Here is a 21,527-nt window from a genome sequence, read left to right on the forward strand (position 1 = left end):
CCCACGCAGGTGGGAACCCCTTTTTCATGGGCCGCCGCGTCGTTCCCTGGGCAGGACCTCCGCTGCACCCATGGAAGTGTTCCCTTCGGTGCTACGACCATTGACGGGTTGACGCCTTACGCACCGAACTGCAGACACTGTGCGGGGCGCGTACATAGCCGAGCGGCGCCCGCGGGAGCGCCGCGTGGTGCCTGGCCGAGCAAGGACCGACGCACTGTGGCGTCATCTGTCATGAATGGCATAATCATGGCGTCAATAATTTGCGTAACTTTGTTTACGCCAGGTCCGCCGTCTTGTGCTCCAACTGGCGGTCATGGCTCGAGGGTTTAGTCGATCTATAGAGCAGCAGGTGATAACAATGAAAGAACCAGAGCTGCCGAACAACGAATCCGAGCGCATGGCCGCGCTCCAGGCCACTGGCCTGCTGGACTCCCCGGCCGAGGAGCGCTTCGACCGGATCACCAGGCTCGCCGCCCAATTCTTCGACGTGGGCATCTGCCTGGTGTCCCTCGTCGATGCTGAGCGGCAATGGTTCAAGTCCAGGCACGGGCTGGACGAGGAGCAGACCCCCAGGCGCCTTTCCTTCTGCGCCCATGCCATTCTCGGCACCGATATTCTCGAGGTTCCCGATACCCTGCTCGACCCGCGCTTCGCCGACAGCCCGGTGGTGACCGCTGCGCCCTTCGTCCGCTTCTATGCCGGTGCGCCAATCAGGTCGCGTAGCGGCCATGCGCTCGGCACCCTGTGCCTGGTCGACAGCCGGCCCCGGCGGCTGAGTGCGGCGCAGCGGCGGGCGCTGCGCGACTTCGCCGATTGCGTCGAGCAGGAGATCAACCTGCTCAGCGACAACGCCCTGCAGCGACAGCTGGCCGTCAGCCGCGAGCGCAGTGCGGCGGTGCTGCAGGCCCTGCCCGACATCGTCCTGCTGGTGAGTCGCGACACCCGGCTGATCGAGTGCATGGAGCATCCGGACCTGCCGGCGGCGCCCGAACAGCTGATCGGCCGCACGCTCGCCGAGGTGCTGCCGCCCGCCGCTGCCCAGGTCCTTTCCAGCAAGCTCGACGAGGCCTTCGCCACGGGGCGACTGGTCTGCTTCGACTACGAGCTGGAGGTCGCCGCTGGGCGCGCCAGCTTCGAAGCGAGAATCACCCGTATCGATCCCGACGAGGCGGTGCTGATCGTGCGCAACACCTCGCACATCACCCGCGCCCAGGCCGAGCTGGGGCGCCTGTCCGAGGTGGCCCGGCAGACCACCAATGGCGTGGTGATCTGCGCAGCGGATGGTCGGGTGGTGTGGATCAACGAGGCGTTTGCCCAGCTCACCGGCTTCACCCTCGACGAGATGCTCGGGCGGCGTCCCGGCGATCTCCTGCAGGGGCCGGACACCGACCCCGACGCGGTTGTGCACATGCGCCAGGCCTTGCGGGCGCGGCGCAGCTTCAAGCTCGACGTACTCAACTACCACAAGAACGGCGCGGCCTACTGGGTGCGCATCGCCTGCAACCCCCTGCTCGACCGCCACGGCAACTTCGACGGCTTTATCGCCATCGAGTCCGACGTTACCCAGGAGAAGCGCGACGCCGAGCGGATCGCCAACAGCGAGCGCCTGCTCGGCGCCGTGGTGGACGCCAACAGCATCGGCACCTGGAAGGTCAACCTCAAGACCGGCGAGCTGACCGTCAACCGTATCTGGGCTGGCCTGCTCGGCTATACGCTCGAGCAATTGCAGCCGATCAGCATGGACACCTGGGAGCGCCTGACCCACCCCGAGGATGTCGCCCAGTGCAAGGCGCTTCTGCAGGGTTTTGGCCGGCAATCCGAGGATTACTTCCAGGCCAATGTGCGCATGCGTCACGCCGATGGACGCTGGGTGTGGATCAACATGCGCGGGCGCGTGGTGGCCCGGACGGCGGCCGGCAAGATCGAGGTCATGCTGGGCACGCACTTCGACATCAGTAGCCAGGTGCACGCCGAGCAGAGTCTGCGCGAGCAGTCCGAGCGCATGCGGGTCATCGTCGACAACATGCTCGATGGCGTCATCTCGATCGACGCCAAAGGCACGATCAAGTCGTTCAACGCCGCGGCGCAAGGGATCTTCGGCTACTCCGCTGCCCAGGTGCTGGGGGAGAACATCAGCATGCTGATGCCGGAGCACCACCACCCGCGCCAGGACTTCTACGTGAAGAACTACCTGGCCAACTATATGCGCGGCATCGCCGGGACCCAGTTGCAGCTGGACGGCGTGCGCGCGAACGGCCAGCGATTCCCCGCGGAAATAGGGGTGTCACAGGTTCAGCAGGACAGCGAGCTGCTGTTCATCGTGATAGTGCGCGACATCACCCAGCGCCGCCAGGACGAGCATGAGATTCGCCAGCTGGCCTTCTACGACGCCCTGACCATGCTGCCCAACCGCCGGCTGCTGCTGGACCGACTGGAGCAGGCCCTGGCGGCCAGCAAGCGGCACCGGCGCTACGGCGCCTTGCTGTTCCTCGACCTGGACAATTTCAAGAAGCTCAACGACACCGCCGGGCATGCCCAGGGCGACCTGCTGCTGCAACAGGTGGCCGAGCGCCTGCGCCGCGCGGTCAGGGAGGGCGATACGGTATCGCGCCTGGGCGGCGACGAGTTCGTGGTGATGATCGAGGAGCTCGGCGCCGATGTGGACGAGACGGTGAACCATGCCGAGCATATCGCGCAGAAAGTCCTCGCGGCGCTGAGCAGAAGTTTCGACCTGGCGGGTAACGAGTATCACAGCACCCCGAGTATCGGCGTCACCCTGTTCCAGGGCAGCTCCAGCAGCGAGGATGTGCTCAAGCAGGCCGACATGGCGATGTATCAGGCCAAGGCCTCGGGCCGCAACAGCATCCGCTTCTTCGATCCGGCGATGCAGGTCGCGGCGATGACCCGGATCAGTCTGGAAAGGGATCTCCACGATGCCCTGCAGCAGCGCCAGTTCGAGCTCTACTACCAGCGCCAGGTCGATCAGTCCGGGGCCACCGTCGGCGCCGAGGTGCTGTTGCGCTGGCGCCACCCGCAGCAGGGATTCGTATCCCCGGCGAACTTCATTCCGGTGGCCGAGGAAACCGGGCTGATCGTGCCCATCGGTCGCTGGGCGCTGGAGGAGGCGTGCCGCTGCCTGGCGCGCTGGGCGGCGGACGCGCGGAAATCGGCGCTGACCATCGCGGTGAACATCAGCGTGGCGCAGTTTCTCCGCGAGGACCTGGAGCAGACGGTGCTCGCCGTGCTGCGGGAGACAGGCGCCAATCCGGCGCGGCTCAAGCTGGAAATCACCGAGAGCCTGCTGGCCAGCGACATCCACCGGATCACCGCGCAGATGGCGGCGATCCGTCGCCACGGCGTGATCTTTTCCCTGGATGACTTCGGCACCGGCTACTCGTCGCTGACCTACCTGAAGCGGCTGCCGCTCAACCAGCTGAAGATCGACCAGAGCTTCGTGCGCGACATCCTCCGCGACAGCAACGACCTGGCCATCGCCCAGACCATCGTCGCCCTGGCCGAGACCATGGGCCTGGACGTGATCGCCGAGGGGGTCGAGACCCAGGCGCAGCGCGCCTTGCTGCACGAGATCGGCTGCAACCACTACCAGGGCTATCTGTATGGCCGGCCGCAGTGCCTGGCGGAGTTCGAGCAAGGCTTCAGCGCCGTCAGCTTCGCCGATTGAGGCGCCTCGACTGCCGGCGGCGCCGCCTGTGCGCGGGCTCCGGCGGTCCGGCGTCCCGGCGGTCCGGCGCTCCGGCGCCTTAGCCGGGCCCGACAAGCCCGCAGGTCTGGGCGGTGTCTTGGCGCGCCTCGGGTAGCGGCTGGCCGATCAGCTGCTCGATCTCTTCGGCCGGGCGCGGGCTGCTGAACAGGTAGCCTTGCAGCAGGTCGCAACCTTCGGCGAGCAGGAAGGACAGGTGGCTCTGGTCCTCCACGCCCTCGGCGACCACCTGCATGCCGAGCGAATGGGCCATGGTGATGATGGCCGAGAGGATCACCCCGTTGTTGTTCTCCTGCAGGTTGAGAATGAAGCTGCGGTCGATCTTGAGGATGTCGATCGGCAGGGTCTGCAGGTAGCTGAGCGAGGAATAGCCGGTGCCGAAATCGTCGAGGGCGATCTGTATGCCGAGCTCGCGCAGGGCGTGGAGGTTTCCCAGTACCTGTTCGCGGCCCTGCAGGACGGCGGTTTCCGTCAGTTCGATATAGAGCTCGTCGGCGCCCAGCTGGTGCTTGCGCAGGAGCCGGGAGATCTGCCTGGCGAAACCCGGCTGGGCCAGTTGCACGCTGGAGACGTTGACCGCGACCCGCAGCCGCGGCAGGCCGCGCTGTTTCCAGGCGACCAGCTGGCGCGCGGCCTGCTCCAGCACCCAGTCGCCAATGGGCAGGATCAGGCCATTCTCCTCGGCAATCGGAATGAACTGGTCCGGCGGCACCATCCCCAGCTCCGGGTCGTTCCAGCGGATCAGCGCCTCCACCGACTTCATGCGCAGGCTGCGGCTGTCGACTATGGGCTGGAACTGCAGGTGGAAGTTGAGCGCCTCCACCGCGCTGTGCAGGCGCTGGTCGAGCAGCACGCGCTCCTGGGAGCGCGCGGCGATGGCGCTGGAGAAGAACTGGTAGGTGCTCTTGCCGCGGGTCTTGGCCTGATACATCGCCAGGTCCGCATGCTTGACCAGGTCTTCCACGCTCCTGCCGTCGTCGGGGTAGATGGCGATGCCGATGCTGCAGCCGATATAGCACTCGCTGCCTTCGAGGTCGATCGGCTCGGCCAGCGCCGCGATGATGCGCTCGGCCACCGGGCCGGCCAGCTGATCGGCCTCCGGGTGGCAGAGCAGCAGGGTGAACTCGTCGCCGCCCAGGCGCGCCATGTCGCGGCCGACCTCGATGCCTACGGGGCGGCTCAGGTAGTCGTAGCCGCGCAGGTTGGCCTGGAAGATCTCGGTCACCTTCACCAGCAGGCGGTCGCCGGCGGCGTGGCCGAGGGTGTCGTTGACGTGCTTGAAGTTGTCCAGGTCGAGGAACAGCAGGGCGAAGCGCCCTCCGTGCTGGCGCGCCTGCTCGATCTCGCGGCGCAGGGTCTTGATGAACATCAGGCGGTTGGGCAGCCCGGTCAGGCTGTCGCTGTAGGCCAGGCTGCGGATCTGCTCGTTGGACTGGTACAGGGCCAGGCTCATCTGGTTGAAGGAGCGACTCAGCTCGCCGATCTCGTCGTCGTTCTGCACCGGCACCTGCACCAGTTGCTGGCGCTGGCCGAGCGATGCCAGGGCCTTGTTGAGGCGCTCCACCGGCCGCAGGAACTGGCTGCGGATCACCAGCAACAGCAGCGGCACGGACAGGCCGATGGCCGCCAGGCAGATCAGCAGCACCAGATTGCCGATGGTGCGCGATTCGTCGAGCAGCACGGCCTCGGGGATCAGCAGGTGGATCCACAGGTCATCGCTCAGGCGCCTGGCGCGGTGCAGGTAATCCTGGTCGGCGAGCTGGACCCAGCGCTCTGCGTTTTCCGTCGAGGTCAGCGGCGACAGGTCGAGCTGGCTCAGCCCCGGTAGATGCTCGATTTCCCGGGAGGCCGCCAGAGGCCGGCCACGGGCGTCGCTCAGGAGCATGCCGCCCTGGGGCCAGGGCGAGGGCGACAGGGTGTCGAGCAGCGCCTGCAGGCTGACGGTCAGGCTCAGGTAGCCGCGCAACTGCGGCGTGGCGTTATAGGAGTCGAGCGAGAGGTCGATCAGGTGGACGGCCCGCGTCACATAGAGCGCCAGCTGTCGATTGTCCGGGTTGATGGCGATGAGGTTGACGTTGGCGTCCCGCTTGGCGCCCCGCATGGCCAGGAAGAAGGGGCTCTGCCCTTCCTCTTCGGTCAGGTTGGCCAGCGCGCCGTCGTCGACGCGCAGGTCTTCGAAGCCGTCCGGCAACAGCACGCGGATCTCGTAGTACTGCGGGAATACCCCCTGGATGCTGCTGAGCTTGCGCTGCAACGGTCGCTGCAGCAGGGCATAGCGCTCTTGCGCATCGCCGGCCAGCAGGTACTTCTGCAGCAGCGGGTCTTCGGCGAACAGCTGCACGTTGGCGCCGGCGCTGTCGATCAGCTGGCGCAACTGGGCGTCGACCCGATCCAGCAGCAACTGGGTCTGCTGGTCACCGCGCTGCTGGGCGCTGTGCTTGAGCTCGACAAAGGCCAGGAAGCCCGCCAGCAGCAGCGGGGCGGTGATCAGGGGCACGACCAGCAGGGGCAGGCGTATGCGCAGCTTCATCATGGCCTCACATGGCCGGAGCTTTAGGGTTCAAAGGCGCGGGCGCCTAGTTCAGAACGCGGGCACTGATCTGGTTGCGCAAACGCTGGGCGCGGGCTGGCTGCTCGGTATAGAACTCGGATGTGGTCAGGCTGCCGGCATCGGGATAGATGCTCGGATCGTCCAGCATGGCCTTGGGCAACAGGGCCCGGGCCGCGTGGTTGGGCGATGCGTAATGGGCGAACAGCGCCTGCCGGGCGGCCTGGGTCGGCTCGTTGAGAAAGTCGAGGAAGGCATAGGCCAGGTCGACGTCCTGCGCCTTGGCGCCCAGGGTGAAGTAGTCGACCCAGAGGTTGCCGCCCTCCTGGGGCAGCACGTAGCGCAGCTTGTCGTTGTATTCCCTGAGCATGAGTGCATCGCCGTTGTAGATGATGGTGGCGACGATCTCGCCGCTGAGAATCGGCGAGTGCTCGTCGAGGGACACGGCGTCGTAGGTGCGCACGTGGGGTTTCTGCTCGAGCAGCAGCGCTTCGGCGGCCTTGAGTTGCGCCGGGTCGCTGCTGTTGAGCGAGTAGCCGAGGGCCTTGAGGCTGGCACCGATGAATTCGCGGCCGTCCTCGAGCATGGCAATCTTGCCCTGCAATTCCGGGGCCGGCCGGAGCAGTTGCAGCCAGCTGGTGATCGGCGTGCTCACCAGGTCGCTGCGATAGAGGATGCCCAGGGTGCCCCAAAAATAGGGCACGCCATAGTCCTGCGCGGCGGGAAAGGCCTGCAGCCAGCGTGCGTCGAGGTGCTTGAAGTTGGGCAGGCGGGCATGCTCCAGCGGGGCGATCCAGCCGCGTTTGGCGTAGCTGGCCAGGTCGCTGCCGGCGACCAGAATCAGGTCGTAGCCCACCGCGTCGTTCTCCATCAGCAGGCGGGTGCGGTCGTCGTCGGAGCTGTACAGGCTCTCCACCACCTTGACCCCATGCGCCTTCTCGAAGGCCTCGACCACTTCCGGAGCCAGATAATCGCCCCAGTTGAGGATCGTCAGCTGGCGCTGGCTGGCCTGGCCGAGCAGCGGTAACAGCACCAGAATGGTGCATAGGAGGAAGCGGTTTTTCTGCATGCTTAGGCGTCCCTGTTATAGCTATCGGCGTTGTTCAAGCGTAGCTGCCTTTTTGCCACCTTGGTCCAGCCCAGGGGGCTCAGCCCCGGTACCCCGTGGGTCAGCGGGCTGTCGCTGCGCTGACCGGCAGATCGGCCAGGGCGGCGCGGCGGCCACGCTTGAGGTCGACGCTGGCGAGGATCAGCAGGCCGAGGACGAAGTAGCCGCCGGTGATCAGGATCGCCAGGCGGTGGTCGCCGCCGGACAGCCAGCTGGTCAGGCCGTAGGTCATCGGGCCGAGGATCGACGACAGTTTTACCGCCTGGCCCCACAGGCCGAAGAACTCAGCCAATCGCGTCGGCGGCGCCAGCAGGCCGACGATGGCGCGCCCCGCCGACTGGCTGGCGCCCATGCACAGGCCGGCGATATTGGCCGCCAGCCAGAACAGCGGCGGCCCCTCGGCGGCCCAGGCCAGGCCGACCATCAGCAGCCAGCCGAGCAGGGTAAGGGCCAGGGTGGCGCGATGGCCGAGACGGTCCTGCAGATAGCCGAACAGCACCGCGCCGATGGAGGCGGTGACGTTGACCAGCAGGATCAGCAGCAGGGTGTCCTGGGTGGAGAAGCCCATCGCCTGGTTGGCGTAGATCGCCGCCAGGGTGATTACCGCGGCGATGCCGGCCTGGTAGCAGACGGTGCAGGCGAGAAAGCGCAGCAGGTCGCGGTAGCGCCGGGTCTCGCCCAGGGTGCGGGCGAAGCGCCGCCACGCCACGCCCGCGTCATGCCGCGCGCCGGGCTGCAGCTGCGGCAGGCTGCGCTCGCGCAGGAAGAGGAAGGTCGGCAGGCTGGCCAGGGCGAACAGCGCCGCGGTGATCAGCATGCACACCGGCACGAACTGGGCGGCCGTATGGCCCTGGGCCTGGGCCCAGGCGACATAGGCCAGGCAGCTGCCGAGGCTGACCAGGCCGCCGATATAGCCCAGGCCCCAGCCCCAGCCGGAGACCCGGCCGATGGCGTCCTCGCGGGCGATTTCCGGGAGAAAGGCGGCGATCAGGTTCTCGCCGCAGCCGAAGCAGAAGTTCGACAGCAGCAGAAAAAGCAGCGCCAGGCCCAGGGCGCCCGGTCCGGCCAGCGCCAGGGCGGCGGTGCCGGCGACGCAGCCCAGGGTGCTGTACAGCAGCAGGCGCTTCTTGCAGGCGAAGGCGTCGGCGTAGGCGCCCAGCAGCGGCGCGCCGATGATCACCAGGGCGTAGGAGAGCGACAGGCCGCTGGTCCAGGCCAGGGTCGCCCAGCTGGCGCCACCCGCGACCACGGCGACGAAATAGGCGCTGAACACCGCGGTGATCACCACCGTGGTGTAGCCGGAGTTGGCGAAGTCGTACATCGCCCAGGCCCAGGCTTCTCGGCGGTCGACGCCGCGGGCGAGGCTGGCTGACATGGGGAATCTCCATTTGGCTGCGGCGATGGGGCAAGCCTAGCCGCGGCTGACGCAGGCGGCGAGAGGGGCTGCGGCTATAACCACGGGCCTGTTATGGGCCAGAGTTATTATCGCCCTGGCCGGCAAAGGCTTATGGTGCTTAGGCGAGGGTGTTCGCCAACGACCGCCCATTGCTGAGGAGTCGCCGATGAGTCGCCTGCCTCATGCCACAGCCAACGATGCGGATGACCGAGGGACGGCGCAGAAGCTGCTGGAGATAGTCCGGCAAACCGTGCTCGAGTTGCGCCCGCATGCCGCCGATGAGGCGGCCATCAGCCTGCACAGCGTGCTCGATCGCGACCTGGGCCTGGACAGCCTGGGCCGGGTCGAGCTGTGGTCGCGCATCGAGCGCGAGTTCGGCGTGCGCCTGCCCGAAGCGCTGTTCGCCAGCGCTGACACCCCCCAGGACCTGCTCGTGGCCCTGCGCGTCGAGCGCGGGGTGGTGCCCGAGCCGGAGCCCGCCAGCGAACCCGAGAGGGTCGCAACGGCGGCGGATCGGCGCACCCCGGAGCAGGCGCAGACGCTGATGGAGGTGCTAGACTGGCATGTGCGCGCGCATCCGCAACGCTGCCATGTGCGCCTGCTGGGCGACGGCGAGGCGAGCGACGACATCAGCTACGCGGCGTTGCAGCGGGGTGCCCAGGCGGTCGCCGTCGGCCTGCAGCAGCGCGGCCTGGAGGCCGGGCAGCGGGTGGCGCTGATGCTGCCGACCGGGCGCGACTTCCTCTTCGGTTTCTTCGGCATTCTCCTGGCCGGTGGCGTGCCGGTGCCGATCTATCCGCCGATGCGCCTGTCGCAGATCGAGGACCACCTGCGCCGCCAGGCCGCCATCCTCGGCAACGCCGAGGCCAGCATGCTGATCACCGTCAGCGAGGCCAAGCTGCTCGCCCATCTGCTCAAGCCCCAGGTGCCGAGCCTGGGCGAGATCGCCAGCGTCGCCGAACTGTCCGCGAGCAGCGGCGCCCTGCGCGCCCAGCCCCGCCAGGCCGGGGACCTGGCCTTCCTGCAGTACACCTCCGGCAGCACCGGCCAGCCCAAGGGGGTGATGGTCAGCCACGCCAACCTGCTGGCCAACCTGCGCGCCATGGGCAAGGCCCTGAAGGTCGACGCCGAGGACGTGTTCGTCAGCTGGCTGCCGATGTACCACGACATGGGCCTGATCGGTGCCTGGCTCGGCAGCCTGTATTACGGTTTCAACCTGGTGCTGATGTCGCCGCTGGCCTTCCTCGCTCGCCCGGCGCGCTGGTTGCGGACTATCCACCAGTACCGCGCGACCCTGTCGGCGGCGCCGAACTTCGCCTACGAGCTGTGCCTGAGCAAGCTCGATGCACGCGACCTCGAAGGCCTCGACCTGAGCAGCTGGCGCCTGGCGCTGAACGGCGCCGAGCCGGTCAATCCGGATACCCTCAAGCGCTTCGCCGAGCGCTTCGCCGGCTACGGCCTGTCACCGGCGGCGTTGATGCCGGTCTATGGGCTGGCCGAGGGCACCCTGGGGGTGACCTTCCCGCCGCTGCAGCGTGGCCCGCTGATCGACTGGGTAAGCCGCGGGCCATTCCAGGCCAGCGGCCAGGCGCAGCCGGTCGAGCCGGACAGCGCCGATGCGCTGCGCTTCGTCTGTTGCGGGCGGCCGCTGCCGGGGCATCAGGTGCGCGTGGTCGACGGCCGCGACGTGGAGCTGCCCGAGCGCACCGAGGGCCATGTGCAGTTCAGGGGGCCTTCGACCACCGCCGGCTATTTCCGCAATGCCCAGGAGAGCGCGCGGGTTCGGCATGGCGAGTGGCTGGACTCCCTCGATCTCGGCTACATGGCGGGCGGCGAGCTCTACCTCAGTGGCCGCGCCAAGGACCTGATCATCCGGGGCGGGCGCAACATCTACCCCTATGACCTGGAGACCGCCGTCGGCAACCTGCAGGGCCTGCGCAAGGGCTGCGTGGCGGTGTTCGGCAGCGGCGCCGCCAGCCATGGCGGCGAGCGCCTGGTGGTGCTGGCCGAGACCCACGAGCAGGACAGTGCGGCGCGGCGTGACCTGCAGCAGGCGATCAGCCGCGTCGCCGTGGACCTCACCGGGGTGGCGCCGGACGATGTGGTGCTGGCGCCGCCGCACAGCGTGCTGAAGACCTCCAGCGGCAAGATCCGCCGCGCCGCCAGTCGCGAGCTGTACGAGCGCGGCGAGGTCGGCCAGCCGCGCCGCGCCGTGTGGCGGCAGCTGCTGCGCCTGGGCCAGGCGGCGCTGGGTGCCCAGGCCGGACGTCTGCTGCGGGCGCTGGGCGCCTTGCTCTACGCCGGTTATTTCTGGGCCCTGCTGCTGATCATCGCCAGCCTGACCTGGCTGGCGGTGGCGCTGCTGCCGCGGCGCAGCTGGTGCCGACGCCTGACCCGGGTGGCGGCGCGGGGCTTCCTGCGCCTGGCCGGGGTGCCGTTGAGCACCAGCGGCCTGGCCCAGCTGCGCGCGTCCGAGGTACGGGTGCTGGTCGCCAACCATGCCAGCTACCTGGACGGGGTGGTGCTGTGCGCCGTGCTGCCGCCGACCTTCAGTTTCGTCGCCAAGCGCGAGCTGGCCGAGCAGTTCGTCGCCGGGCGCTTCCTGCGCCGGCTCGGCACCTGCTTCGTCGAGCGCTTCGACGTCCAGCGCGGCGCCGCCGATGCCGAGGCCCTGGCGGCGACCCTGGCCAGTGGGCAGTCGCTGCTGTTCTTCCCCGAGGGCACCCTGAGCCGCGAGCCGGGGCTGCAGCCGTTTCGCATGGGCGCCTTCGTCCTCGCCGCGCGTGCCGATGTGCCGCTGCTGCCGATAGCCCTGGGCGGCACGCGCATGGTGTTGCGCGACGGCCAGTGGTTCCCTCACCGGGGCGAGGTCCGGGTCAAGCTGTGCGGCCAGTTGCTGGCCGACGGTCACGACTGGCTGGATGCGATCAAGCTGCGCGACAAGGCGCGGGCGGTGCTGCTGCAGCAGCTGGATGAGGCGGATCGGCTGCTGCTGGCCGGCTGAGCCCGGCAATCGCGCCCAGCAAAAAGCCCGCAGCAGGCGGGCTTTTTGTGTGTCGGCCGAGTGGCTCAGTGGTGTTTGTGCTTCTTGTGCTTCTTGTGTTTGTGGCCATGGTGATGGCCGTGGTCGCCGTGGGAGTGGCGATGGCCGTCATGGTAGTGGCCACGGTCATCCTGGCGGTTGTCGTTGGCGATGACGTTGCCCAGGGCACCGCCGGCGGCGCCGCCGAGGCCGGCGCCGATGGTCGAGCCGGTGCTGCCGCCGACCTTGCCACCGATCACCGAGCCGCCGGCGGCGCCCAGGCCGCCGCCGATGGCCGCCTCGGTCTTGTTGCCGCGCGGTGCGGTGATCACCCCACCGGCGGCGCCGCCGAGGCCGGCACCGACGGCCGCGCCGGTGCTGCCGCCGACCTGCTGGCCGATGACGTTGCCCAGGGCGCCGCCGACACCGCTGCCGATGGCGACCTTGGTGCTGTCGCCGGCGAAGGCGAGCGGGGACGCCAGGGCGCAGAATGCCAGGGCGGTGAGAAGTGTGCGCATAGGGTCGATCTCGCTAAGGTGGAAAGGGCTTGGTCCGGGGGCGATCGGTTTCAGTCGTCGTCGTGGTCGTGACCGTGATGCCAGCCGTGGCGCTTGCCGTGCTTGTGGTGCTTATGCTTGTGGCGGTGGCCATGGTGATGGTCGTCGCGGTAGTGGCGGCGGTCATCGTAGCGGCTCTTGTTGCCGTAGTAGTTGCCCAGGGCGCCGCCACCGCCGCCGCCGATCGCGGCGCCGATCAGGCCGCCGGTGGTGCCGCCGACCTGGCGACCGATGACGTTGCCACCGGCGCCGCCCAGGGCGCCACCGATGGCCGCCTCGGTGCGGCTGCGGCGGTCGGCGCCGACCACGCTACCGGCCGCGCCGCCAACCCCGGCACCGATGGTCGCGCCGGTGTTGCCGCCGACCTGCTGGCCGACCACCGCGCCCAGGACCCCGCCCAGGGCGCCGCCGATTCCGGCTTCGCTGGTGCCGGCCATGGCCGCGCCACTGACCAGGCCCAGGGACATCAGGAGGATCGAGAAATACTTCATGGCTGGGAGGACCTCTTGGTGAACATGGCGGCGATCCTCGGGCCGCGTGACGGTCCGCGCAAGCGCCTGCCGACGAGCTGCACGACTTTGCTCGCAGTTCATAAATATTTGTTTTTTGCGGAGAACTCCGGCGATCTGTGGCGGTCTGAGGCTTCTTGGTCCGGCCAGGATGGGGCGTTTTTCGCCGCGCCGGCAGTGGCGTACTGATGGCTACCCTCGGCCCGCTCCCGGCACCTGTCGGAATGTCCCAGGCCTTGCCGGAGCTGGGCGAGTGGCGCGCGCGGCTAGAGCAGGTTTTCCTTGCGCCATTGCTCCAGGGCCTGGGCCAGTGGCAGCACCTCGCCGGGACGGCTCAGGGCGTAGCCCGGCAACTGGCTGATCTGCGCCTGGAACTGCGGGTTCTGCAAGACCTTGAGCAGGGCGCCCATGGCCGGCAGGCCGAGGCTGTCCTCGCGGCACAGCAGGCAGTAGTTCTCCCGGGCCATGGGGATGAAGGTCAGGCCGAACTGGCGCGCCGCCGCCTCGACGCCGAAGCCGGCGTCGGCCATGCCGCTGGCCACGTAGGCGGCCACGGCGGCGTGGGTGAACTCCTCGTTGTGGAAACCCTTGATCGCCGCGCTGTCCAGGTTGTCGCGACGCAGCAGGCTCTCCAGCAGCATGCGCGTGCCCGAGCCCTGCTCGCGGTTGACGAAGCGCAGGTCGCCGCCCGCCAGATCGGCCAGGCCCTGGACGCCGCGTGGGTTGTCGGGGGCGAGGATCAGGCCCTGGGTGCGCATGACGAAGGTGATCACCCGCAGGTCCGGCCGCAGCCAGGGCTGGATGCGGCTCATGCTCAGGGCGCCGAGCGGGCCGAAGGGCACATGCAGGCCGGCCACCTCGCAGTCGCGGCGGTGCAGGGCGATCATCGCCTCGCTGCCGCTGCGGAACTGCACGTCCCACTCCCAGCTCGGGTCCTGTTCCAGCCATTCGCGCAGCGCCGCCACGGCGAAACCGTGGCTGGCGAAGATGCGCAGGCCCGGGTTGCCAGCCTGCAGCACCCGGTTGAGCTCCAGTTCCAGCTCGCCGGCCAGGTTGTCCAGTTGCGGCGACAGGCGTGCGCGAATCCGCTGGTCGGCCCACAGCAGCTTCTCCCCCAGCGGCGCCAGGCGTGCGCCCTTGCCGCGCTCCAGGTCGATCAGCGGGCTGCCGAAGAACGCTTGCCATTTGCCCAGCAGGTTCCAGGCGTGACGGTAGGAGTAGCCGACCCGGGCGGCGGCCTCGGTGAGCTTGCCGGTGTCGTGCACCGCTTGCAGCAGCTCCAGGCCCTGGGGGTCGAGGCTGCTGCCGTCACCCTGGTGGAAGCGCCAGCGGGGTTGGATTTCGATACGGATCATATGCTCGGTACTTCATATTTGATCGGGGGGTGGCCCATGATACTTTGCCTCATCGGGGCTTTTCTGTGCCCGAGTATAAGAACTTTATTTCATATGTGGCGAGCCAATAGGCACCGCCAGAGATAACCGGTCCATATACCGTGAATGGATCGAGTCGTCTCCCCGACAGCACCGGCTATGCCTGCCGGCTGGAGCAACGAACATGGCCACTCTTCCCCAGCGCTTCGACCCCGAGCAGTGCCAGGCCGTTACCCGTGAGGTACTGGCCGCCCACCGTGGTCAGCCCGGCGCACTGCTACCCATCCTCCACGACATCCAGGACCGCCTCGGCGCCGTGCCGCCCGAGCTGCTGCCGATGATCGCCGAGGACCTCTGCCTGTCGCGCGCCGAGGTGCATGGGGTAGTCAGCTTCTACCACGACTTCCGCGCCAGCCCGCCCGGGCGCCAGCACCTCAAGCTGTGCCAGGCCGAGGCCTGCCAGTCGATGGGGGTCAAGGCGCTGACCGCCGAACTGGAGGACAAGCTGGGCCTGCAACTGGGCGAGACCCGCGAGGACGGCAGCCTGACCTTCGAGGCGGTGTACTGCCTGGGCAACTGCGCCTGCGCGCCGAACGCCATGCTCAACGGTGAGCTGCACGGGCGGGTCGACGCCGAGGACCTGCTGGCCCTGCTGGCAGAACAGGAGGCACAGGCATGAGCGAGGCGAACATGAAAGCAGGCACCCTGACCGTCTACGTGCCGCGTGACGCCACCGCCCTGAGCCTAGGTGCCGACCGCGTGGCCCAGACCATCGCCGCCGAGGCCAAGGCGCGCAACCTGGAGATCAAGCTGGTGCGCAACGGCTCGCGCGGGCTGTTCTGGCTCGAGCCCATGGTGGAAGTGGCGACTCCGGCCGGCCGCGTGGCCTATGGCCCGGTCAAGGCCAAGGACGTGCCGGGCCTGTTCGACGCCGGCTTCCTCGAAGGCAAGGAACATGCCCTGGGCCAGGGCCTGACCGAGGAGATCGACTACCTCAAGCGTCAGGAGCGCCTGACCTTCGCCCGTGCCGGCATCACCGATCCGCTGTCGCTGGAGGACTATATCGCCCACGACGGCTACCGCGGCCTCAAGCGCGCCCTGGGCATGAGCCCCGAGGCGATCGTCGCCGAGGTCACCGAGTCCGGCCTGCGCGGCCGTGGCGGCGCGGCCTTCCCCACCGGCATCAAGTGGCGCACCGTGCTCGGCTGCCAGGCTGAGCAGAAGTACATCGTCTGCAACGCCGACGAGGGCGACTCCGGCACCTTCTCCGACCGCATGGTGATGGAAGACGACCCCTACGTGCTGATCGAGGGCATGACCATCGCCGGTCTCGCCGTCGGCGCGACCAAGGGTTACATCTACCTGCGTTCCGAATACCCGCATGCCGAGGCGGTGCTGCTTGAGACCATCAGCCGTGCCAGCGCCGCCGGCTACCTGGGCGACGACGTGCTCGGCAGCGGCAAGGCCTTCCACCTGGAGCTGCGCCGCGGCGCCGGCGCCTACATCTGTGGCGAGGAAACCGCACTGCTGGAGAGCATCGAAGGCAAGCGCGGCACCGTGCGGCCGAAGCCGCCGCTGCCGGCCATCGAGGGCCTGTTCGGCCAGCCTACGGTGATCAACAACGTGATCTCCCTGGCCTCGGTGCCGATCATCCTCGACAAGGGCGGCGCCTACTACAAGGACTACGGCATGGGCCGCTCGCTCGGCACCCTGCCGATCCAGCTGACCGGCAACATCGCCCGCGGCGGCCTGATCGAGAAGGCCTTCGGCGTCACCCTGCGCGAGCTCCTCTACGAATACGGCGGCGGCTCGGCCAGCGGCCGGCCGATCCGCGCGGTACAGGTCGGCGGCCCGCTGGGCGCCTACCTGCCGGAGTCGCAGTTCGACACCCCGCTGGACTACGAGGCCTTCGCCGCCCTCGGCGCGGTGCTCGGCCACGGCGGCATCGTGGTGTTCGACGACACCGTCGACATGGCCGACATGGCCCGCTACGCCATGGAGTTCTGCGCGGTGGAGTCCTGCGGCAAGTGCACCCCGTGCCGGATCGGTTCGACCCGCGGCGAGGAGCTGCTCGAGCAGATCATCGTGGCCCGTTCCGAAGGCCCGCAGCCGGGTCGCATCGAGCTGCTCAAGAGCCTCTGCGACACCATGCTCGGCGCCTCGCTCTGCGCCCTCGGCGGCATGACGCCCTATCCGGTGATGAGCGCTATCAACCACTTTCCCGAGGACTTCGGGGTGTCGCCAGACACCACCGAAGCCCGCTGATCCGGAGGCACTCTCATGGCCCTGTATCGTGAACTCGACTATGGCACCCCCGCCCGCACCGGCGCCCCGGTAACGGTGGAAATCGACGGCACCGCCATCACCGTGCCGGCCGGCACCTCGGTGATGCGCGCGGCCCAGGAGGCCGGTATTGCCGTGCCCAAGCTGTGCGCCAGCGACAGCCTCGAGCCGTTCGGCTCCTGCCGCCTGTGCACCGTGGAAATCGAAGGCCGCCGCGGCTATCCGGCGTCCTGCACCACCCCGGTGGAGCCGGGCATGAAGGTGCGCACGCAGAGCCCGAAGCTGGCCGAACTGCGCCGCGGCACCATGGAGCTGTACATCTCCGACCACCCGCTGGACTGCCTGACCTGCTCGGCCAACGGCAACTGCGAGCTGCAGGACATGGCCGGCGTGGTCGGCCTGCGCGAGGTGCGCTACGACCCGGTGAAGACCCACCTGGCCGAGGCCAAGGACGAGTCCAACCCCTATTTCAGCTACGACCCGGCCAAGTGCATCGTCTGCAACCGCTGCGTGCGCGCCTGTGAAGAGGTGCAGGGCACCTTCGCCCTGACCATCGACGGTCGCGGCTTCGATTCGCGGGTGGCCGCCGGCCAGGACGAGGACTTCCTCGACTCCGAGTGCGTGTCCTGCGGCGCCTGCGTGCAGGCCTGCCCGACCGCCACGCTGATGGAAAAGTCGGTGATCGAGATGGGCCAGGCCGAGCGCAGCGTCACCACCACCTGCGCCTACTGCGGCGTCGGCTGCTCGTTCAAGGCCGAGGTCAAGGGCAACGAAGTGGTGCGCATGGTGCCGAACAAGGATGGCCACGCCAACCACGGCCACTCCTGCGTCAAGGGCCGCTTCGCCTGGGGCTACGCCACCCACCCGGACCGCATCAAGGCGCCGATGATCCGCGACAGCATCGACCAGCCCTGGCGCACCGTCAGCTGGGACGAGGCGATCGGCTACGCGGCCAAGCGCTTCAAGGACATCCAGGCGCAGTATGGGCAGAACGCGGTCGGCGGCCTGACCTCCTCGCGCTGCACCAACGAAGAAGCCTACCTGGTGCAGAAGCTGGTGCGCGCCGCGTTCGGCAACAACAACGTCGACACCTGCGCCCGCGTCTGCCATTCGCCGACCGGCTATGGCCTGAAAGTCACCCTCGGCGAGTCGGCCGGCACCCAGGACTTCGACTCGGTGCTGGAAGCCGACGTGGTGCTGGTGATCGGTGCCAACCCCACCGACGGCCACCCGGTATTCGCCTCCCAGCTCAAGCGCCGCCTGCGCGAGGGCGCCAAGCTGATCGTCGCCGACCCGCGCGGCATCGACCTGGTGCGCAGCCCGCACATCAAGGCCGAGCATCACCTGCAGCTGCGCCCCGGCAGCAACGTCGCCCTGCTCAACAGCCTGGGCCACGTCATCGTCACCGAGGGCCTGGTCAACGAAGCCTTCGTCGCCGAGCGCTGCGAGCGTGATGCCTTCGAACAGTGGCGCGACTTCGTCGCCGACCAGCGCCACAGCCCCGAGGCCATGGAAGCCAACACCGGCGTGCCGGCCGCCTCGGTGCGCGCCGCGGCGCGTCTGTACGCCACCGGCGGCAACGCGGCGATCTACTACGGCCTGGGCGTGACCGAACACAGCCAGGGCTCCTCGACCGTGATGGCGATCGCCAACCTGGCCATGGCCACCGGCAACATCGGCCGCGCTGGCGTCGGCGTCAACCCGCTGCGCGGGCAGAACAACGTGCAGGGCTCCTGCGACATGGGCTCCTTCCCCCATGAGCTGCCGGGCTATCGCCACGTCTCCGACCCGGTGATCCGTCCGCAGTTCGAACAGGCCTGGGGCGTGACCCTGCTCGACGAGCCGGGCCTGCGCATCCCCAACATGCTGGCCGCCGCCCATGCCGGCACCTTCAAGGGCATCTACATCCAGGGCGAGGACCCGGCGCAATCCGATCCGGACACCCAGCACGTCACCGACGCGCTGAAGGAAATGGAATGCGTGGTGGTGCAGGACCTGTTCCTCAACGAGACCGCCAAGTTCGCCCACGTGTTCCTGCCGGGCGCCTCGTTCCTCGAGAAGAACGGCACCTTCACCAACGCCGAGCGGCGTATCTCGCCGGTGCGCAAGGTGATGCCGCCGCTGGCCGGCAAGGAAGACTGGGAAGTGACCGTGGCGCTGTCCAACGCCCTCGGCTACCCGATGAACTACACCCACCCGTCGCAGATCATGGACGAGATCGCCAGCCTGACCCCAACCTTCACCGGGGTCAGCTACGCCAAGCTCGACCGCATGGGCAGCATCCAGTGGCCGTGCAACGACGAGGCGCCGGACGGCACGCCGATCATGCACGAGGACGCCTTCGTGCGCGGCAAGGGTCGCTTCATGGTCACCGAGTACATCCCCACCGAGGAGCGCACCTCGCGCAAGCGGCCGCTGATCCTCACCACCGGACGCATCCTCTCGCAGTACAACGTCGGCGCGCAGACCCGCCGCACCTCGAACAGCTCCTGGCACTCCGAGGACGTGCTCGAACTGCATCCGGTGGACGCCGAGGACCGCGGCATCAAGGACGGCGACTGGGTCGGCATCAACAGCCGTGCCGGTGAGACCGTGATGCGTGCGGTGGTGACCGAGCGCATGCAGCCGGGGGTGGTCTACACCACCTTCCACCATCCGGAGTCCGGCGCCAACGTGATCACCACCGACAACTCGGACTGGGCGACCAACTGCCCCGAGTACAAGGTCACCGCGGTGCAGGTCAGCAAGGTCGAGGCGCCGTCCGAATGGCAGAAGGAGTTCCAGAGCTTCACCCAGGAGCAGCTCGACTTCCTGCCGCGGATCAAGGTGACCCAGCTCTGACCGACGCCGGCGGGCCCTCCGGGTGAGGGCCCGCCGACATTCTTCCTCCACTCTTCGAGCGCAAAGAGGTTCGCAGATGGGCATGAACGCCACGCAACTGATCAAGATGGCCAACCAGATCGGCGCCTTCTTCGCTTCCCAGCCGAATCCCGCGCAGGCCCGCGCGGATTTCGCCCTGCACCTGAAGAAGCAATGGGACCCGCAGATGCGCACCGCGCTCTACGCGCACATCGACGCCAGCAGCGGCGAGGGCCTGAGCCCCTTCGTCCTCGAGGCCATGCAGGGTGAGCGCGAGCATATCGAGCCGGTGGCCCGGAGCGCCTGATCGATCGGTCGGCACCTGGCCTGGTTCAGGTGTTGCCTACAACAAAAAGCCCGCGCGATGCGGGCTTTTTGTTGTCTGGACCAGACCGGGTTTAGCCCCCGCCGGCAAACGGCGCCGGGCTGTATACCCGCGGGGCGCTGTGGTGCGGCAGGTGGATCAGGTTGAGGTGGTGGCGGCGTGCCCATTGCACGGTGAGGCTGGTCGGCGCCGACAGGCTGACCAGGGTGCCGATCCTGGCGCGCACCGCCTTGTGGATCAGTTCCAGGCTGCAGCGGCTGGTGACCAGGGCGAAGCCTAGCTGCGGCTCGAGGCGCTCGCGCAGCAGGGCGCCGATCAGCTTGTCCAGGGCGTTGTGGCGGCCGATGTCTTCGCGGCACAGGCGGATCTCGCCGCTGCCGTCGACGAAAGCCGCGGCGTGCAGGGCGCCGGTCTGCCGGGCCAGGCGCTGCGCGCTGCCGATGCGCTCGCGCAGCCCCTGCAGGTGTTCGGCCGGCGGCAGCGGGCTGGCGGTCAGGGTGTCGAGTTGCGGCAGTGCCTGCTCCAGCGCCTCGACGCCGCACAGGCCGCAGCCGCTGGTGCCGGCCAGGTTGCGCCGATGCTGCTTCAGGGCCCAGAAGGCGCGGCTGCTGATCTGCACCTCGGCGCTCAGGGCGGCGCCGGCGCGTTTGACCTGGATGTCGTAGATGTCGTCGAGGCCGTCGACCAAGCCGCCGCTGAGGCTGAAACCGGCGACGAAGTCCTCCACCGCCGAGGGCGAGACCATCATCACCGCGTGGCTGATGCCGTTGTAGCTGATCGCCAGGGCGCATTCCTCGGCCAGCACCGCCTCGCCGCGCGCGCCGGCGCCATCCAGTTCCTGGTAGGCGTAGGCATCCCGGGGCTGGTCGTTGGCGCTTTCGCCTGTCGGCGAGTCGAGTGCGGCGCGCGGCATGTTCGGCGTTCCGTAAGGGTTATGGGCCTAGCCTAAGCCCGTGGGGCGCGGGCGTCTAATGCTGCGCGCGGCGATGCCGAGCGCAGGCAGCCGCGGGTCGCTTTTGCCGACGGCCGGGCGCGCTTCATGGCAGCAGCGCGCGGTAATCCTCGACCGCGGCGAATTCCTCGGTGTCCTTCGGCCCCTGGCGGCTGTCCGGCTGGCGCACCGCCAGCAGGTGGGCGACGCCGAACTCGCGGGCGCTGCGCAGCACCGGCAGGCTGTCGTCGATGAACAGGCTGCGCGCCGGGTCGAAGGTCAGGTCCTGGCGCAGGGCGTGCCAGAACTGCTGGTTCTCCTTGGGGAAGCCGTAGTCGTGTGAGCTGATCAGGCGTTCGAAGTAGGGCGCCAGCTCGATGCGCTCGAGCTTGAGCGATAGCGAGTCGCGGTGGGCGTTGGTGATCAGCACCACCTGCTTGCCGGCGGCGCGCAGGGCGGCGAGGAAGGTGTCGGCATCCGGGCGCAGGGCGATCAGCTCGGCCACCTCGCGCTTGAGCTCGCGGATCGACAGTTTCAGCTCGCGGGTCCAGAAGTCGGTGCAGTACCAGGTCAGCTGGCCGGCATGTTCGCGGAACAGCGGCAGCAGTTCGGCGTCGGCCAGTTCACGACTGATGCCGTGGTGCTCGGCGTAGCGCTGCGGCAGGTGCTCGAGCCAGAAGTGGTTGTCGAAGTGCAGGTCGAGCAGGGTGCCGTCCATGTCCAGCAGGACGGTGTCGATCTCGCTCCAGGGTAACGGCGGCATGGCAGGGTCTTCGGCGTCTGGTGCGGAGTCTGTCGCGATTCGGTCGGCGGCCGTCGTCCATCGCGCAATCTCCGGCGGGGCTAATGGAAAAAGCCGGGGTATGATAACCCGCCCGGTCATGCCAAGGAGCCG

The 21,527-nt window shown here is 68.4% G+C and carries 14 protein-coding genes; 6 read left to right on the forward strand and 8 right to left on the reverse strand.

Going from position 1 to position 21,527, the window contains the following annotated elements; all coding sequences use genetic code 11:
* Nucleotides 1-358 precede the first annotated feature (358 nt).
* A complete protein-coding gene (locus LPB260_RS21865) occupies nt 359-3,682 on the forward strand; it encodes an EAL domain-containing protein (protein ID WP_208707959.1) in 3,324 nt (1,107 codons plus the stop codon).
* Between the two features lie 79 nt (nt 3,683-3,761).
* On the opposite strand, the gene LPB260_RS21870 is transcribed toward LPB260_RS21865, so the two are convergent.
* The 3 genes from LPB260_RS21870 to LPB260_RS21880 all read right to left on the reverse strand — a co-directional run bounded on the left by LPB260_RS21870 (nt 3,762) and on the right by LPB260_RS21880 (nt 8,752).
* Nucleotides 3,762-6,254: a bifunctional diguanylate cyclase/phosphodiesterase gene (locus LPB260_RS21870; RefSeq protein WP_208707960.1), complete on the reverse strand. Its 2,493-nt coding sequence runs from the start codon at nt 6,252-6,254 to the stop codon at nt 3,762-3,764.
* A 43-nt stretch (nt 6,255-6,297) separates the two neighbouring features.
* Nucleotides 6,298-7,338 (reverse strand): spermidine/putrescine ABC transporter substrate-binding protein, encoded by a 1,041-nt coding sequence (locus tag LPB260_RS21875; RefSeq protein WP_208707961.1) that lies wholly within the window; start codon nt 7,336-7,338, stop codon nt 6,298-6,300.
* 100 nt (nt 7,339-7,438) lie between these two features.
* Nucleotides 7,439-8,752, reverse strand: a complete 1,314-nt coding sequence (locus LPB260_RS21880; protein ID WP_208707962.1) for an MFS transporter — start codon at nt 8,750-8,752, stop codon at nt 7,439-7,441.
* 187 nt (nt 8,753-8,939) lie between these two features.
* Here LPB260_RS21880 and LPB260_RS21885 point away from each other — a divergent pair, with 187 nt between their 5' ends.
* A complete protein-coding gene (locus LPB260_RS21885) occupies nt 8,940-11,777 on the forward strand; it encodes an AMP-binding protein (protein WP_208707963.1) in 2,838 nt (945 codons plus the stop codon).
* Between the two features lie 65 nt (nt 11,778-11,842).
* Here the strand turns inward: LPB260_RS21885 and LPB260_RS21890 are convergent, their stop codons facing one another.
* The 3 genes from LPB260_RS21890 to LPB260_RS21900 all read right to left on the reverse strand — a co-directional run bounded on the left by LPB260_RS21890 (nt 11,843) and on the right by LPB260_RS21900 (nt 14,216).
* Nucleotides 11,843-12,313 (reverse strand): glycine zipper domain-containing protein, encoded by a 471-nt coding sequence (locus LPB260_RS21890; protein WP_208707964.1) that lies wholly within the window; start codon nt 12,311-12,313, stop codon nt 11,843-11,845.
* Between the two features lie 50 nt (nt 12,314-12,363).
* Entirely contained in the window at nt 12,364-12,843 is a 480-nt protein-coding gene (locus LPB260_RS21895) for a glycine zipper 2TM domain-containing protein (protein WP_208707965.1), read from the reverse strand.
* Nucleotides 12,844-13,127: 284 nt separating this feature from the next.
* Entirely contained in the window at nt 13,128-14,216 is a 1,089-nt protein-coding gene (locus tag LPB260_RS21900) for a substrate-binding domain-containing protein (protein ID WP_208707966.1), read from the reverse strand.
* Between the two features lie 202 nt (nt 14,217-14,418).
* On the opposite strand from LPB260_RS21900, the gene LPB260_RS21905 reads away from it, so the two are divergent.
* The 4 genes from LPB260_RS21905 to LPB260_RS21920 all read left to right on the forward strand — a co-directional run bounded on the left by LPB260_RS21905 (nt 14,419) and on the right by LPB260_RS21920 (nt 19,683).
* On the forward strand, nt 14,419-14,913 hold the full coding sequence (locus LPB260_RS21905) for a formate dehydrogenase subunit gamma (protein ID WP_208707967.1): 495 nt from the start codon (nt 14,419-14,421) through the stop codon (nt 14,911-14,913).
* Nucleotides 14,910-16,499, forward strand: coding sequence for an NADH-quinone oxidoreductase subunit NuoF (locus tag LPB260_RS21910; protein WP_208707968.1), 1,590 nt, complete (start codon nt 14,910-14,912; stop codon nt 16,497-16,499). The genes LPB260_RS21905 and LPB260_RS21910 overlap by 4 nt, the downstream gene beginning before the upstream one ends.
* 15 nt (nt 16,500-16,514) lie before the next feature.
* The gene (gene fdhF, locus LPB260_RS21915; protein WP_208707969.1) at nt 16,515-19,358 is read left to right on the forward strand and encodes a formate dehydrogenase subunit alpha; all 2,844 of its coding nucleotides are present in this window, start codon (nt 16,515-16,517) and stop codon (nt 19,356-19,358) included.
* 82 nt (nt 19,359-19,440) lie between these two features.
* Entirely contained in the window at nt 19,441-19,683 is a 243-nt protein-coding gene (locus LPB260_RS21920; protein ID WP_256625539.1) for a formate dehydrogenase subunit delta, read from the forward strand.
* A gap of 91 nt (nt 19,684-19,774) precedes the next feature.
* Here the strand turns inward: LPB260_RS21920 and fdhD are convergent, their stop codons facing one another.
* Together fdhD and yrfG are read right to left on the reverse strand one after the other, a co-directional pair.
* Complete coding sequence (gene fdhD / locus LPB260_RS21925) at nt 19,775-20,614, reverse strand: formate dehydrogenase accessory sulfurtransferase FdhD (RefSeq protein ID WP_208707971.1); 840 nt, start codon at nt 20,612-20,614, stop codon at nt 19,775-19,777.
* A gap of 124 nt (nt 20,615-20,738) precedes the next feature.
* A complete protein-coding gene (gene yrfG / locus LPB260_RS21930) occupies nt 20,739-21,395 on the reverse strand; it encodes a GMP/IMP nucleotidase (protein WP_208707972.1) in 657 nt (218 codons plus the stop codon).
* Between the last annotated feature and the right edge of the window lie 132 nt (nt 21,396-21,527).

The organism is Pseudomonas sp. LPB0260, assembly GCF_013388395.1.

Coding starts and splice junctions, on each gene's coding strand:
- LPB260_RS21865 (WP_208707959.1), top strand. CDS start 359: ATGAAAGAACCAGAGCTGCCGAACAACGAATCCGAGCGCATGGCCGCG.
- LPB260_RS21870 (WP_208707960.1), bottom strand. CDS start 6,254: ATGATGAAGCTGCGCATACGCCTGCCCCTGCTGGTCGTGCCCCTGATC.
- LPB260_RS21875 (WP_208707961.1), bottom strand. CDS start 7,338: ATGCAGAAAAACCGCTTCCTCCTATGCACCATTCTGGTGCTGTTACCG.
- LPB260_RS21880 (WP_208707962.1), bottom strand. CDS start 8,752: ATGTCAGCCAGCCTCGCCCGCGGCGTCGACCGCCGAGAAGCCTGGGCC.
- LPB260_RS21885 (WP_208707963.1), top strand. CDS start 8,940: ATGAGTCGCCTGCCTCATGCCACAGCCAACGATGCGGATGACCGAGGG.
- LPB260_RS21890 (WP_208707964.1), bottom strand. CDS start 12,313: ATGCGCACACTTCTCACCGCCCTGGCATTCTGCGCCCTGGCGTCCCCG.
- LPB260_RS21895 (WP_208707965.1), bottom strand. CDS start 12,843: ATGAAGTATTTCTCGATCCTCCTGATGTCCCTGGGCCTGGTCAGTGGC.
- LPB260_RS21900 (WP_208707966.1), bottom strand. CDS start 14,216: ATGATCCGTATCGAAATCCAACCCCGCTGGCGCTTCCACCAGGGTGAC.
- LPB260_RS21905 (WP_208707967.1), top strand. CDS start 14,419: ATGGCCACTCTTCCCCAGCGCTTCGACCCCGAGCAGTGCCAGGCCGTT.
- LPB260_RS21910 (WP_208707968.1), top strand. CDS start 14,910: ATGAGCGAGGCGAACATGAAAGCAGGCACCCTGACCGTCTACGTGCCG.
- fdhF (WP_208707969.1), top strand. CDS start 16,515: ATGGCCCTGTATCGTGAACTCGACTATGGCACCCCCGCCCGCACCGGC.
- LPB260_RS21920 (WP_256625539.1), top strand. CDS start 19,441: ATGAACGCCACGCAACTGATCAAGATGGCCAACCAGATCGGCGCCTTC.
- fdhD (WP_208707971.1), bottom strand. CDS start 20,614: ATGCCGCGCGCCGCACTCGACTCGCCGACAGGCGAAAGCGCCAACGAC.
- yrfG (WP_208707972.1), bottom strand. CDS start 21,395: ATGCCGCCGTTACCCTGGAGCGAGATCGACACCGTCCTGCTGGACATG.